14 protein-coding genes are annotated in these 13,559 nt (G+C 69.0%); 6 read left to right on the top strand and 8 right to left on the bottom strand.

Going from position 1 to position 13,559, the window contains the following annotated elements:
* Positions 1-331: 331 nt before the first annotated feature.
* A complete protein-coding gene (locus BXA11_RS32325) occupies positions 332-1,765 on the bottom strand; it encodes a helix-turn-helix domain-containing protein (protein WP_159454872.1) in 1,434 nt (477 codons plus the stop codon).
* Complete coding sequence (locus BXA11_RS43430) at positions 1,765-1,911, bottom strand: hypothetical protein (RefSeq protein ID WP_159454873.1); 147 nt, start codon at positions 1,909-1,911, stop codon at positions 1,765-1,767. Before BXA11_RS43430 ends, BXA11_RS32325 begins: the two co-directional genes overlap by 1 nt.
* Positions 1,912-3,110: 1,199 nt before the next feature.
* Here BXA11_RS43430 and BXA11_RS43435 point away from each other — a divergent pair.
* A complete protein-coding gene (locus BXA11_RS43435; RefSeq protein ID WP_159454874.1) occupies positions 3,111-3,386 on the top strand; it encodes a hypothetical protein in 276 nt (91 codons plus the stop codon).
* On the opposite strand, the gene BXA11_RS32335 is transcribed toward BXA11_RS43435, so the two are convergent.
* Entirely contained in the window at positions 3,379-4,131 is a 753-nt protein-coding gene (locus tag BXA11_RS32335; RefSeq protein ID WP_076440663.1) for a restriction endonuclease, read from the bottom strand. The genes BXA11_RS43435 and BXA11_RS32335 overlap by 8 nt on opposite strands.
* A 479-nt stretch (positions 4,132-4,610) precedes the next feature.
* Between BXA11_RS32335 and BXA11_RS32340 the strand changes: the two genes are divergently transcribed.
* On the top strand, positions 4,611-6,173 hold the full coding sequence (locus tag BXA11_RS32340) for a hypothetical protein (protein ID WP_239105241.1): 1,563 nt from the start codon (positions 4,611-4,613) through the stop codon (positions 6,171-6,173).
* 8 nt (positions 6,174-6,181) lie between these two features.
* Here BXA11_RS32340 and BXA11_RS32345 read toward each other — a convergent pair whose 3' ends face one another.
* The 4 genes from BXA11_RS32345 to BXA11_RS32360 all read right to left on the bottom strand — a co-directional run bounded on the left by BXA11_RS32345 (position 6,182) and on the right by BXA11_RS32360 (position 8,629).
* Complete coding sequence (locus tag BXA11_RS32345; protein ID WP_076440665.1) at positions 6,182-6,838, bottom strand: DUF6000 family protein; 657 nt, start codon at positions 6,836-6,838, stop codon at positions 6,182-6,184.
* 223 nt (positions 6,839-7,061) lie between these two features.
* The gene (locus BXA11_RS32350) at positions 7,062-7,373 is read right to left on the bottom strand and encodes a type II toxin-antitoxin system PemK/MazF family toxin (RefSeq protein WP_076440667.1); all 312 of its coding nucleotides are present in this window, start codon (positions 7,371-7,373) and stop codon (positions 7,062-7,064) included.
* The gene (locus BXA11_RS32355; RefSeq protein ID WP_076440669.1) at positions 7,370-7,630 is read right to left on the bottom strand and encodes a hypothetical protein; all 261 of its coding nucleotides are present in this window, start codon (positions 7,628-7,630) and stop codon (positions 7,370-7,372) included. The genes BXA11_RS32350 and BXA11_RS32355 overlap by 4 nt, the downstream gene beginning before the upstream one ends.
* A gap of 366 nt (positions 7,631-7,996) precedes the next feature.
* Entirely contained in the window at positions 7,997-8,629 is a 633-nt protein-coding gene (locus BXA11_RS32360) for a hypothetical protein (protein WP_076440671.1), read from the bottom strand.
* 185 nt (positions 8,630-8,814) lie between these two features.
* Between BXA11_RS32360 and BXA11_RS32365 the strand changes: the two genes are divergently transcribed.
* From BXA11_RS32365 to BXA11_RS32380, 4 genes are all read left to right on the top strand, one after another.
* Positions 8,815-10,689 carry a type IV secretory system conjugative DNA transfer family protein gene (locus BXA11_RS32365; RefSeq protein ID WP_076440673.1) on the top strand — a complete coding sequence of 625 codons (1,875 nt, stop codon included), beginning with the start codon at positions 8,815-8,817 and terminating at the stop codon, positions 10,687-10,689.
* The gene (locus tag BXA11_RS32370) at positions 10,686-11,096 is read left to right on the top strand and encodes a DUF4913 domain-containing protein (protein WP_076440675.1); all 411 of its coding nucleotides are present in this window, start codon (positions 10,686-10,688) and stop codon (positions 11,094-11,096) included. Before BXA11_RS32365 ends, BXA11_RS32370 begins: the two co-directional genes overlap by 4 nt.
* A gap of 98 nt (positions 11,097-11,194) precedes the next feature.
* Complete coding sequence (locus tag BXA11_RS32375; RefSeq protein WP_076440677.1) at positions 11,195-11,578, top strand: hypothetical protein; 384 nt, start codon at positions 11,195-11,197, stop codon at positions 11,576-11,578.
* A complete protein-coding gene (locus tag BXA11_RS32380; protein ID WP_076440679.1) occupies positions 11,578-13,077 on the top strand; it encodes a hypothetical protein in 1,500 nt (499 codons plus the stop codon). Before BXA11_RS32375 ends, BXA11_RS32380 begins: the two co-directional genes overlap by 1 nt.
* 233 nt (positions 13,078-13,310) lie before the next feature.
* On the opposite strand, the gene BXA11_RS32385 is transcribed toward BXA11_RS32380, so the two are convergent.
* Positions 13,311-13,559, bottom strand: a 249-nt coding sequence (locus BXA11_RS32385; protein WP_143734656.1) for a tetratricopeptide repeat protein, incomplete at its 5' end; no start/stop codon positions are given.

Raw genomic sequence — 13,559 nt, forward strand, 5'->3', positions numbered from 1 at the left:
GGTCCGGAAAGCTCCTCCCGTGGGGTTGAGGCAAGCCTCTATGCCCCACGAGGCCGATGTGCGGATCCTGCTCGTGCCGCTCAGCCAGTGCCCACAGCTCAGCATGTCGGTCGTCCGGGGCCCTGACTAGGAGGTCGCCGAGTCCGTGAGCGGCCATCCACTCGCCGTCGACCTCGGGATCGCAGTCCGGGTCTTCACAATCACCCGTCTCCGCGTCCGCGCAGTGCAGTTCCCACATGAGCGTGACAAAGTGCTCTTCCTCTTCGCCGCCTCCGCCAGCGCCCAGATCCCTGGCCTGCTCGCTGAGACCTGGCAGGCGCTCGTCGATGAGCTACCCATCATCGGCGTTAACCCGCACCACCGCGGCGTCCCCCACCCCGGACACCCGCTGTTCCGCAAGCAGGCGTTCGGCGCCGCCGGCCTGGTCTCCTATGTCGTAGACGACGCCGCCAGGGCCGTTCATGTCTGCTCGATCATCTGGGCAGGCTGAGGGCGCTAGCTGGTCACGGTCAGCTCGTACGGCTACGAGCCGGGTCCGTAGCTGGTCGACCTGTCGGCGCAATTGGTGCGGCTCGGGTTCTCGGGTGCTTCGCCATAGTCGTACCGTCTCGTCGGAGCTGATGGTGGCGAGTAGGTGGCCGTCGGGGTGGAAGGCCACCGCACGAATGGTGCCGGTGTGGTCGTTGAGGGGATCGCCGACCGGCCGATACAGCTCCAGCGACTCCGCAGTGGGCGGTGTGGCTGTTGCCCTGTGGCTGGTTTCCTCCGCCGCCAGCCACAGCGCACGGAACTCCTCGAGATGGCTGTCATCCCCTGCGAGGGCCTCGACGATGACCTCCAGTTGGCCCCAGCGCGGCAGCTTCTGGCAGCGGATAATCGCGTGCGCAGTGGTGTGACTGACCGCGCTGTGGGTGCGCATGGCCAGTTCTCGGTAGCTGGGCTTGCCTTGGTGCCGGTACAGCTCCTGCAACCGGTCGCGGAGGGCGACCAGGGGGCCCTGGCTGGGGTCAGGAGATGAGGTGTCGGGCATGTTGCCCGCCCGGCGGTGCCGGGTCAGGTCCGGGCGCGTCCGGTTGTACTCGGCACGTGTCCATGCCTCCCGCCAGGGGCGCCAATCTCCGACTTCGATGCCCTGCTCAAGGCTGGCTTGTGGAAGGCGAGGCAGGAGCAACGCTTGGACCACGGTCGCGAACGTGTCGTAGTTGGGGCGCCGGCCGCTGAACAGGTTGCCGAGCGTGCTGGTCGGAACGCTGCTCAGGCGGCTAAGGTCACGCAGGCTCAGGTTCCCGCGCGCGATCCTGAGCACCCTCAGCTGATAGAGCAGGTCGTCGAAGGTTTGTACGGTCTCTGGCTGCGGCACCCAGGCTTCCGGGTCAGCCAGGTCCACCTGGACCGGTCGCAATCGGCCCTCGCGCACTGGCCGCCCGGTGTCGGTGTGCGTGGGCACCACGACGTCGGCGTGCCCGAGCTTGCGGCGCAGCCGGCCGACTACCTGCTGCGTCTGCAGCCAGTCCTCGCGCCAGCGCGCCAGCTCGGTATCGTCGGCGCCGCACGCTTGGACGAATGCCTTGGTGACGTCCCAGGTGGGCAGCCTCTTGCCCGCGCATGCGTCGGCAAGTACGGCGTGCGAGAAACGCGCTGTCTTGGCCATGGCGCGGGAGGTCAACGGCGGAACGACCTCGGCCGAGTCCATCCGGTCACGCAGCCGCTGGGCGAACTGACCGATTGGGCCATCATCGGCGATCGGGTTGCGTTTGCGTCCCATCACGCACCCCCCTGCCGCCGGTGGGCCAGGCGACGGAGCCACGACAGCACGCCGAGTGCCGCTGCGCTCAGCGCGCCCGGCACCCCGAGCGCTATGGCGAGAGACTGGCCTCCCGCGACCAGCACCACCACTAGGACCGAGAACATCCCGAAGATGATCAGGAAAGCGATGAGCCACCACCATGGCAGCTTCTCTCCAGGTTTGGCCGATAGCGGCGACGCCGCCTGCGGACCGGGCTGCCCGGGCGCGGACGGTGAGAGGGGGGCGTCAGGGCCGTCGCCAGGACTGCTGTCCTCGTCATCGTCTGCGGGTGGGGCTGCGGCCGGAGACTGCGCTTGGGCGCGGACGGCTAGATGGGGAGAGCGGCGGTCAGCCATGACGACCTCACTTCGGGAGGGGGACCCTGGTCTGGAGCTGGAAGTCGGACTCACGCGTCCCGTTGGCCGTCGGGAATCTCTGCGCGTGTCTTTCCCGTCCATGGTGGACGGGTTGCCCTCCTTCTGCGCAATCCCCGCCTGTCAGTTCTTTGTCAGGCCGTCCGCTCAGCCTGTTCGGGGGCGGTCGCGATTGTCTGTTGTCAATGCGACAACGCCTGACAATCGTCGTATCCCCCCTGGTCAGCGGCCCTCTATCTCGATGGGAACATGAACGTCCGACTTAGTCCCACTTCCAAGTCGAAAACAGCTCCGGACATCTCCAATGGATCCACGAGCCCTGGATCATCCGGGGCTCGGACGGCTCACTTCTCCTGGTCTGGGGCGTGCGCCAATCTCTCAGGCTCTGTTTGGCCGCATAGCCTGACGATTCGGGACGAGGGAACCGCCGGCCTGTTCCCGGGCCTGCGGTATCCTCGTCCTCCAGCTCCAAGGACGGAGACCGACGACCACGCCGGTGCCCTTCCCTCACGGCAGCTGCGTATCCGGGACCCTGCGCGGTCGTCGGTCCGAATCGACAACTCACCGCCCAATCGGGCCTATCTCATGAGGTGAGCGCCACTGCACGGCGCCTTCCCGCCCTGCATGAATCACGGCTCGCGGCTGCTCGTCGAACCTGCTGCTGGTAGAGGCGAGTCGAGATCGGGCCCCGGGCGTGCCGCCGTTGGTGAACGACACCTCGGGCGCGTCGACCAGGTTTCCGGTCAGGTGGATCGTGATAATGCTGCCTGGCGGCGTGCTCCGCGTGCCGACCGTGACCCGCGAGTTTCGCCCGGACGACCCGGAATACCCGCAGTGGCTGCCCTTCGCCCAGCGGGAAGCCGAGCTGTGACAGGGCGACGAGGCTGAGCAGGACCAGCGCATCCTGGCACGCTGGCGGTGCCTGACCCAGTCGGGGTCGGGGTGCGGCTTTGAGCGCACGCCGAGCGGCCACCATCATGCGCACGCCCTGCCCGGTGCCGTCTGCCCTCGCCCTGCTCATCATCCGATCGTCGAGCCCGGCTGAGGGCTACTTTCCGCGTCTTGAGCGCCTGCTGGGCGTGTCGGCCGCCGACTGCGCCCTCTGCTTGAACCCCGTGGTGGCGGTGTTGCCGTGCGGGTTTTTGTCGGCGCTGCGCTGGATGCGTCGGGCGTCCTCGGGCGTCATCTTCCGGCGCGTGGAGCCGGCGTCGTTCGTGCTCACGTGACCTCCTGCGAATCTGCTTGCCGTAGTGACGGATTGTGGTGGTGGGTGAATGCGGCGTGACGCAGGCGCCGTCGTCGCCGCAGCGGAGTGGTCAGTCTCAGCAGACGCTGAAGAGACTCGCCGTCTGCGGCCCAGCGGGCGAGGTCCTGCCGTCCAACGAGGTGGATCCGGAACTCGGCGGCGTTTTCCCGGGCTCCCCTGGTGAAGGCACCGTTGGTGACGATCACCGCGACGTCGGCGCCGTGAGCGGGCCCCGCGGTCCCGTTCACCTGGTAGACGACGCCGGCTCCGACCTTGCCGCCGGTCGTGGTGTGCTTGCACTGCACGACGATGCGGTGGCCGCGGTCGTCGAGGGCGACGACGTCAGCCGCCTTGTCACCCCGGCGGCCGACGTGTCTGGCGTTCATGCCGTCGCGCAGCATGAGATCGCGGACGGCGAACTCAAAGGCCTGCGGAGTGATGGCGTCTAACTCGTGCAGGGTCAGCCTCAGGTGCCGTAGCCGGGCGCTGCGCCGCCGGACCGCGGCCACCTGCCACCACAGCGCCGCCGCGATAGCGATCGCGAGACCGAATCCCAGACCGGCCGCGATATACCAGTGGCCGAAAATCACGCCGATGAGGGCGCGTACTGCCTGGATCAGCAATGCGGTGGCGATGAAAACGACGAAAAGGGCCGCGATCCATTCGTTCAGGTTGGCCGGCGTCCAGGATCGGAGCAGGCGCGAACGTGACTTCCGGCGCGTCATCGGGTGACGATCTCCGACATCGGTGGCTGCTGCGGGACCTCCTGCTGGTCACCGGCGCCATGGGAGACGAACCAGATCACCCCGGCGATGACGGCCAGGACCATCCAGCCCGAAATCCTTCCGCTTTTTGATTTCGGTCTCCTGACCCAATGTCCGCGCCGGTAGTACATGTCAGAGGGCATGGGGCATCTCCTTGGGGGATCGAGGGAATGGCGGGGGCGGCCTCGGGGGCCACAGAGAAATGTAAGCATCCGGCACCGACAAATGCTGAAAATAACCGGCGCTTCACCTCGTACCGGAAACGAATAGCTATCTTTCTATGAAGGCAGCCGCTTCTTTCCTCGGCGCCACCCCCGACCCTGTTCGCATCCGGCGCAGAGCCTCCCGCTGTCGCGTGCTGGGGCAGGGCCGGCTCACGTCACGGCCTAAGCAACCCTCCTGTGACGTAGTGCGGGCATACACCCGATGGGAGGCATGTCGTGACCGTGGTGCAGCTTCGCCCTCGCGATGAACTCCTGGTGCCGTCAGCCAGTCCTGGCGGCATCGAGGAGGCGGGAGCCGTACCGGACCTCGTGGGCCGGAGGAGGCGGCGGCCGGTGGCGCCGGCTCGGGGATGGCACAGGCCGTACGGCGGGCGGGCGGTGCACGTCGCGCCGGGGGTGGAGTATCAGGCGACGACCACGCAGGTGTGCGGGCTATACCCGTTCGTCGCCGGCGCGGGCGCCCCGTCGATCGGCACGCCGATCGGGCGGCACCAGCTGTCCGGTGAGGTCGTCTGCCTGGATCCGCTCACCTGGCTGCGCGCCGGGCTGGTGACCAACCCCGGCGTGTTCGTGCTCGGACAGCCCGGCACCGGCAAGTCCACCCTCGTCAAGCGCCTGGTCGTCGGGGCGGTCGCGTTCGGCTCCACCGCGTTGATCCTCGGCGACACCAAACCCGACTACACCCCGCTGGTCGCCCACCTCGGCGGGCAGGTGATCAGCGTTGGCCGGGGGATGGATCGGCTCAACCCGCTCGACGCCGGACCACTGGCGGACGCACTGCGGCAGATGAGCGGGCCGCAGGCGCAGCGGCTGCGTTGGGAGGTGCGCGGCCGGCGGCTGTCGCTGCTGCTCGCACTGTGCACGCTGATTCGGGAAAGCCGGATTACCAATTTCGAGGAGGTCGTGCTGGGCCGCGCGGTCGATCTGCTGGACGAGCGGCTACTGCGTGAGCCGACAGTGCCCGACGTCCTGACGGTCATCGAGGAAGGGCCCGAAGCGCTACGCTCGGCCGCCCGGGCCGACACCGACGAGACCTACCGGGAACGGACGCGGGAGCTGATGTTCACCCTCGACCTGCTGTGCACCGGGTCCCTGGCCGGGGTGTTCGACGGACCGACCACCCGCCCGCTGGACCTGACCGCGCCCGCGGTCGCCGTCGACATCTCCCGGATCGGCGCGGCCGGCGACAAGCTGCTCACCGCGGCGATGCTGTCCACCTGGGCGTACTCCTTCGCCATGGTCGACGCCTGCGCTGCGATGAGCGAACTCGGCCTTGCGCCGCGCCGCTCCTGGCTGGGGGTGATGGACGAGCTTTGGCGGGCGCTGCGCGGCGCGCCCGGCCTGGTCGAATACGCCGACGCGCTGACACGGCTGAACCGGGCCAAGGGCATGGCGTCGGTGATGGTCACACACTCACTGTCGGACCTGGACGCGCTGACCGCAGAGGAGGACAGGGCCAAGGCCCGCGGTTTCGCCGATCGCTCGGCCATCACGGTGCTGGCCGGGCTGCCGCCGCGCGAGCTCGCCCGGGTCCGTGAGGTCACACCGCTCACGGGTCCCGAGGCCGAGCTGGTCGCCTCCTGGTCGGCGCCGGACTCCTGGCAGCCGGAAGCCAAGCATCCCGGCCGCGGCAAGTATCTGATCAAAACGGGGGAGCGGCTCGGCATCCCCGTCGAGCTGTCTCTGGTCGGCGAGGAATACCGCCTGTATGACACAGATCCGAAGTTCGACTCAATATCTGGACGGTTGGTCCGGAACCCAAGGAGCGGTGGCCGGTGAAGCGGGATTCACGGCCCGGGGTTCCCGGGACTGAGGCTGTCGCGGCCGGCGGCGTTGGTGAGAACACGGGTGGTGTTACAGAGTTCGTCGATCGTGTGCTGGTAGTCGGCGGGGTCCAGGCGGGAGAACGCGGAGGCTTGCCACAGACCGGTGGTGAGGTATTGGTCGGAGTGGTGGGTGCCGAGGCGGTCGTCGAGGTGAAGGAGCGCGCCGATAGCCCAGTGCTGGTCGTAGTAGCAGTCGGTTCTGGGCAGGTAGCGGTCGAGGTAGGCGGTGAGGATCTCGGCGTCGTGGGATTGCCCGAAGGTGGCGAGGGCGAAGCAGTAACCCTGGCCTGCGTAGCAGACCTCGCTGCTCAGGAGAAGTTCGCCGATGGCCTGGCGGAAGCGAACGCGGCGGTCTATGCCGATCAGCCATGCGGCGGTCAGGCGGGGCCGCCAGTCACAGCGTAAGAGTTCGTGGAGGTCCTCGTCGCTGATATGACGCGCGTCGTCGGCGAGGGCGGCCTTGAACCGATTGCTGAGCTTGGGAAGCTTCCCGCCGAGGAGCTTGAGGTAGCGGGGCTCGTCGCGATCCCAGACCACGTAACGCTGGACGACATCGGCGAGCGTGGGCCTGGTGTCGGCACTGGTGATCTCGGGGTCGTCGTCTGGGCTGGTGCTCATGCTGACATCTTCGTCGCCGGCGTGGGATGCGCGCGGCCTGGTTGTGCGGGGTCCGCTGAACGTGAGCGGGATGCGGTCGACGAGGGTTGCGAAGCGGGCGGCGGAGGCGACCGACCGGTGTTTTCGGTTTCGCGTGGTGCATCGCCTCCGTCGTATACGACGGATTCCGGGCTCACATAGGAGGAAGCCCCGGCGGTGAATCGCCGGGGCCATACGCGTGGGATCAGCTGGCGAAGCCGAAGACGGCGGCGAGCATACCTCGTACGTCGGCCAGGCGAGCCTCAGGGAGGTCGCCCACTTTCTCCTTCAGCCGGCCGCTGTGCACGGTTGTGATGCGGTCGACCATCGCCGCCCGGCCGCCGCCGACATCGACGGAAAACGCCGTCAACGCGGACGCCATGTCGGCGGCCTCCACATACGCGGTGAGCACGTTGTCGCCGTACAGCGTGTGGTAGAAGTCGCCGGAGACGATGAGGCGGACCTCTTCGCGGTCGGCGAGCTGAACCGTCCAGAGTTCCCCGAACCGGTGGCTCACGCGGCGGCCCCGCCCTGCTTGCCCTTCAGATGCGCGCGGATGTCGTCGTGCAGTGCGGCCTCGTCGGCCTCCTGGACGGCGATCGCGGGGGAGCCGTAGTACGCGGCCCGCGTGGACTGGTCGTGGGAGGCGGCCAGCTCGCGCAAGATGCCCCGCTCGATCACGGCCGACACGCTGAGCCCGTTTGCCTCTGCGTGCGCCCGCGCCTTCTCCAGGATCCACGGAGCGATGCTGATCGAGGTCTTATCCTTCGCCATACCCAGAGTGTATTCGCCGGGTATTACCTCGGGTAGGGGAGCCGGGGAATGCGGCCGGTTCCAGCTGCTTCTTGAACTTCCCTGATGAGAAGGGTGCCACCAGAATGCGGCAGAAACGAGCGGTAGGCTCAGGTAGCTGCTGGTTGGCGTGCGTGAGTGCCTCGTAGAGGTGCGCGCTTGGACCAGGCCCGGAGAGACCCGCCGCCACGACTATTCAAGGCGTTCCTCGGCCAGCGGTCTGATGCTGCGAAGGTGACCCTGAGATCTCGCCGGATGAGCCCCAGCCCGTGATGTTCGCTGCTCAGCTCGGTGCGCGTGCTGCGTAGCACCTCTGAGGCCGTGCTTACGCACCAACGCGTGCGACAGTCACGGCCGGCTGGCGAGAACGGCGGGAACCCGGCTGTAACGATTGACCCAGGTGGCGAGCCCAATGTCGATGTAGCCGAGGCACTCAAGGATGGTCTGGTGGTCGGCGTGCAGGTGGCGGTGGTAGACGGGACAGTGATGAGCGATCTTGTTACGCAGCACGCGAAGGTGGTCGAGCTTGCGGTGCAGTTCCCTGCGTCCGCCCCGGTAGCCGGGGAACGCCCGGTGTAGGGCGGTACGCCACAGTCGCTGGTCGTAGTTGTTGCCGGGGCCGAGCAGCGAGACCCAGAAGCCGAAGGACAGCTCGTTCTCGATCCGCTCCGGGGTTGTCGCGAGCCCTTGTCTGCGCAGCAGGTCGCAGGCCTCGCCAATCTTGCGCTGTGCTCCGAAGTGCAGACCGGCGTCCTCCCACCAGTCGGCTCGCTGGAAGAGCCGCACCAGTTCGCGGCTGAGGACGCCACGCAGCGCGACCTCCAGATACTGCAGGGGGCCGTAGAACGCCGCACAGATCTCGGTGTTCCAGCAGTGGAGGCGCAGGGCTGCGGCGGTCTGTCCGTCGCACAGTGCCTCGTACTCGGCGACGCGGGCGACCGACAGCACCTCCCGTAGCCGCTTGGCCTCGGCTTCCTCCATTTCGCGCCCGTGCCTCCTGTGCTACTGTCAGTGACATAAGCCCCGGTATTGCCTCTGCTACGGCACGCAGCCGGGGCACAGCTTTGTGTGAGCAAGGCTGCCACACCGGCTTCGTCACATGGTGAGCAACGAGTCATTTGCAGGCTCACCCTCATGGAGTTGTCGCAACATGCGGGCCGTGACACGTGAGCCGGGCCCCGGGACCGAAGGCGCCGATCATCCCCGGGCACGCGTTCGGCGGATGGTTCCTGTTGGCCGCGCTGTGGGGCTTGGCCGCCGTGGCCGTGGTGGTGTGGGCGGCCGCCGGGCTCGCCGCTCTCCTCACCGGCGGCACCGTCGCCCCGCTGGGGACGGAGTTCATCGCCGACGTCGTGCACGGCCGTACGGCTGACGCCTGGCCGGGCACACCCACTTGGGCGGTCGCGGGGATCGCTGCGGTGCTGGCCGTGGCCGCCGCTACGGTGGCGCTGCCGGTGTGCCGTGCCGTGCTTCGCCGACTTCCCACCCCGGCCGACCCGGTGGCGGCCCTGGCCCGCAATCCGCGCCTGGCCGTCTTCCAGGCCCTGCCGACCGCGCGCAAGGCGATCCGGCTGCGCGCCTCCCTGGCAGGGCGGAAGCCGCATGACCTGCAGCCGGAAGAGATCGGGCTGGAGCTCGGTGAGCAGCTGCTGCCGCGCGGGCGCGGCCCGGTCCTGTACTCCAGCTGGGAGGACACCGAGGTCGACCTCATGGCCCCCCGGTCGGGTAAGACCACGGCGCGCAGCATCCCGCACGTGCTGTCGGCGCCCGGCGCGGTCGTGGCCACCAGCAACAAGGAGGACCTGTGGGCCGCCACCGCCGAGCTGCGCGAGCAGCGGGGAAGGGTGTGGCTGTTCGACCCGCAGTCCATCACCTACCAGCCGCAACGCTGGTGGTGGAACCCCCTCCGCGTCCTGGCGACGGTCGAAGACGCCCACCGCCTGGCCGGGCACTTCGTGCTCACCGTCGAAGACCCCAGCAAGAGGGACATCTGGGGGCCTGCCGCCCAGGACCTGCTGTCGGCGCTGTTCCTCGCCGCGGCGACCTCCGGCCGCACCCTGCATCACGTCGCCCGCTGGCTGGATGAGCCCGCCGTCCCCACCCCGTGCGAGCTGCTCACCGAGGCCGGCTTCCACCTGCTGGCCTCCAGCCTTCGCGGTGCGCAGAACGGCGCCGTGGAGACCCGCGACGGCATCTACCAGACCGCCCGCACGGCCACCAAGGCGCTGCGCGACGAGGCGATCATGGCATGGGTCACCCCCTGCGACCTGCCCGACTTCGACCCGTACGACTTCGCCCGCAGCACCGACACCCTGTACCTGTTGTCGCAGAACCGCTCGGCGGCCGCCCCGCTCATCGCCGGCCTGGCCGACCTGGTGATGCGGGCCGCCAAACGTGAGGCCGAACGCATGGGCGGGCGGCTCGACCCGCCGATGGCCGTTTCACTGGACGAGGCGGCCAACATCTGCCGGATCGCCGACCTGCCCGAGCTGTACTCCTATATGGGTTCGCGCGGCGTCTGCCTGGTCACGATCCTGCAGTCCTACGAGCAGGGGATCACGGTGTGGGGCGAGCACGGCATGGCCGCGTTGTGGGGCGCGGCCACCATGAAGCTGATCGGCGCCGGGGCCGACTCTCCGCGCCTGGCCCGGGACCTGGCGACCCTGGTCGGACAGCATGACGTTCCGGTCAGGAGCCTGTCCTACGGCGAGCGCCACGCCGGCGAGCAGATCAGCCTGCGCCGCCAGGACATTCTCGAGCCCGCCGCGATCCGCGCGCTCGAACCAGGCACCGCGCTGCTGCTGGCCACCGGAGTCCGGCCGGCGCTGCTGAAGCTCCGCCCCTGGTACGGCGGAGCCCTCGCTGGGGACATCGCCGCCGCCCGCGACCGGGCCGTCGCCCGCATCACCGCCGGAGCGGTACAGCACGCCGAGACGGGCGCCGCGGCGGTGCGGCGCGCCCGCGGCGCCGATCGGCGACATCCGTACGGGGACCTGACCGGCGCGGGGGAGTCCTCCGACGGCGGGGAGGCCGGCCGGTGAGCACCGAGCCGGAGCTCGAGGAGCCGGTCGACGAAGAGCCGCAACCGGTGTTCGCCACGCTGGAGGACTGGGTGAGCGGCAGGTTCCTGCCGATGTACCGGCGCACGCTGGGCGGGGAGTTCCGCTGGTGCGCCGAGTGGTGGCGTCACGCGGAGGCCATCTCACGCCTGACCACGCTGTGGCACCTCTGGGAGACGCTGCGGCTGAAGCCCGGCACCGGCATGGCCGAGTGGTACGGCCACCTCGACCACCATCTGCCGATCCTGCTCGGCGCGCGCGGCCCGTTCTACCAGTGCACAGAGGCCGAGCACCTCGAACCCCACCAGGCCCGGGCAGTAGCGGCGCCGTCGTGGTGGTGGACCGGCCTCGCAGCCCCGAGTGAGGCCGGCGCCTCCCTCGACGCCTGATTGGACATCTCCGCCTTATCCACAAAACGTCGTTCGGTCCCACCCACCTCGGTGCGCAGGGTGACCATCGAACCTGTATCGAGAAGAAGGGAGCCGGTTTGATCTCCGTCACCGACGCCTACCGTGTCCTCGACGAACGGCGTGACGCCGACCACGACAGCTCGACCACAGCGGCGGTCGATGCGTTCACCGCGATCGCCCTCGGCATGAGCGCCGGGGAACACCAGGGCCCGCCTGAGCTGTACGCCACCTTCGCCATCGCCCAGCAGGAGGCACTCGAGGGCATGGCCGCGCTCGGCGCCCAGCTCGGCTCCGCCGACACCTCCGCCGCCGTCCCCGACCTGGACGCAGCGGGCAGGCTCGGCAGCCTGCTGTGCGAGGTGCTCGTGCAGCGCGCGGAAACCAGCTCCGACCCGAGCCGGCGCATCGCCGTGCTCAACGCCGCCGCCCACGCCGGACGGATCCGGGACCTGCTCGCCTGATGGACACCACCTTCGGAGACCTCCTGGACGGCGCCTGGACGCACCTGGGTGGCGCCACCATGCACGCCCACCCGCAACTGGGCGGCGACATCACCGCGGCGGCCAAAGACGCCTGCCGTTCGCTGACCGCCAGGCTCGCACGGTGCGCCGAGGACTTCACCCGCGCGGACGACATAGCGCAGCCCATCCACGAGGCGTCCCGGCTGCTCACCCGCCTCGGGGGATACACATCCGCGGCGGCTGCCAGGCATCCGCTCGCGCTGCACCTGCGCGCGGCGTCGACGAGCTGGGGTGCCGCCGGAGACATGCTGGCCACGCACTTCACCCGGCGCGGAGACGCTCCCCGGTCCGATTGGGCCGCTGTCATCAGCGACGAGCAGGTACGCGATGGCCTGCTGAGCGAGGTCGCCGACCATACGCTCGCCCTGGTGGCCGTCATGGACCGCTCGGGCCTGACCCGCGACCTGGATACACAGACGGCCTGTTCACTGCTGCGCTCGTCCGCGCTGCGCTGCGCCTCCCGATCGGGAGACGCGGCGTCCTTGCGCGCGGTTCCGCTCAACGAGCCTCCGTGGCCGCCGCAGCCGGTCCCGCAGGAGGCCCAGACCCCGCACGAGCTGTCGGCGGGCATCATCGACGGCAGCGACGCCCTGCGCGCACTGTGCCATCGACCCCAGGAGCTCAGCCCACGGCAGTGGCAGCGTACGGCTCTGGCCGCTTCCATCATCAGCGACATCGCAGCGAAGTCGCTCACCCAGCTCACCCGCCGCTGCTACGAACTCAACCCTCATCGGCAGCAGGCGCTCGGCAAGGCGCTGCAGCAGGCGACCGACGTCGTCCAGCGGGCCAACGCGGAATGGAAGGGGGTGCGCCAGGCCTGGCACGGACAGGTCGCGGCCGGCCCGCTGTCGGCATCGGTCCGCGAACAGCACCTGGACCAGATGACCGTGCGCCTCGGCCGGCTGCTGCATGACAACCCGAGGTGGACGCCTGCCAGGCAGGACAGGGCGCCGCTCAAAGCGCCCGCGGTAATCGCTCCCGCCATCGCCGATATGGTCCCGATCGCGCGGGCGGTCCTGCATGCCTTCGAAGGGCTGACGGTCGTGGCCGGACGGGACCGACAGGACGTGCGACGAGTACTCCGAGCCGATGTCGGCCAACCCGGCAGACGCCAGCTGCTAGCCGCCTACGAGCAGCTCGGTAGCCCGAAGGCAAGAGCCTCGCTGGCGCTCAGCGAGGCGATGCTGCTGGCCGCCCCGCCCGAGCTGCGCGACGAGCTGTGGCAGGACATCCGCATCCTGGAGCTGCGCCGCAACGGAACACTCGACGGAAGTGCCTCCGCACGGACGGCAACGCTACACCAGCTGAAGACCCTTATCGCCGGCGCAGACGGTCCCGAATCCCGCCTCGACCTGTCCACTGCGTCAAGAACGGCGGGAGCGACGATTCCCCCCGCCCCTACGTCATCCCTGAGGCGATCCGGAAACCGATTCCGGTAGACCATGGGGGAAGGGGCGCCTCTCGAGCCGTCACCAACGGCGGTGAGAGACGGTTGGCATTGCGGGAGACCCCAGCGACACCGACCGGCTGAACCGTGAGGCATGGCTGCGCACTGGCGAGCTCAGGTAGGTGGGCTTTGAAGGAGTTATCGAGGGGATCCCGGGGTATTCGTGCACCTGGCCTGGTTCGGAAGTGAACGATGGTTGATTGCAGAGAACACACCCCTCTACCATCAACGGCTCCCCAGCCGTCCCTGAAACCACCGTCTCCACCCTCCTGACGACGTTCGGGCATACGCATCTCGCGCGATCTCGAGATTGCCTCGCACGACGTGGGTTGTGGGGTGGTCGGGGCCCAGCACCCGCTCGCAGTTGGTGAGGGTTTGCTCCAGCAGGGGGATGGCGCGGGTCAGGTCCCCCGCCGATCGGTAGGCGCCGGCGAGGTTGTTGCGGGAGGTCAGCGTTGAGGGGTGGTCGGGGCC

It is taken from the genome of Microbispora rosea (assembly GCF_900156315.1).
GTDB classification, from domain to species: domain Bacteria; phylum Actinomycetota; class Actinomycetes; order Streptosporangiales; family Streptosporangiaceae; genus Microbispora; species Microbispora rosea.

Excerpts from the sequence above, each read along its gene's own strand:
- BXA11_RS32380 (WP_076440679.1), top strand. The coding sequence starts at position 11,578 with ATGGACACCACCTTCGGAGACCTCCTGGACGGCGCCTGGACGCACCTG.
- BXA11_RS32360 (WP_076440671.1), bottom strand. The coding sequence starts at position 8,629 with ATGGAGGAAGCCGAGGCCAAGCGGCTACGGGAGGTGCTGTCGGTCGCC.
- BXA11_RS32335 (WP_076440663.1), bottom strand. The coding sequence starts at position 4,131 with ATGACGCGCCGGAAGTCACGTTCGCGCCTGCTCCGATCCTGGACGCCG.
- BXA11_RS32355 (WP_076440669.1), bottom strand. The coding sequence starts at position 7,630 with ATGGCGAAGGATAAGACCTCGATCAGCATCGCTCCGTGGATCCTGGAG.
- BXA11_RS32345 (WP_076440665.1), bottom strand. The coding sequence starts at position 6,838 with ATGAGCACCAGCCCAGACGACGACCCCGAGATCACCAGTGCCGACACC.
- BXA11_RS43430 (WP_159454873.1), bottom strand. The coding sequence starts at position 1,911 with ATGTTCTCGGTCCTAGTGGTGGTGCTGGTCGCGGGAGGCCAGTCTCTC.
- BXA11_RS32325 (WP_159454872.1), bottom strand. The coding sequence starts at position 1,765 with ATGGGACGCAAACGCAACCCGATCGCCGATGATGGCCCAATCGGTCAG.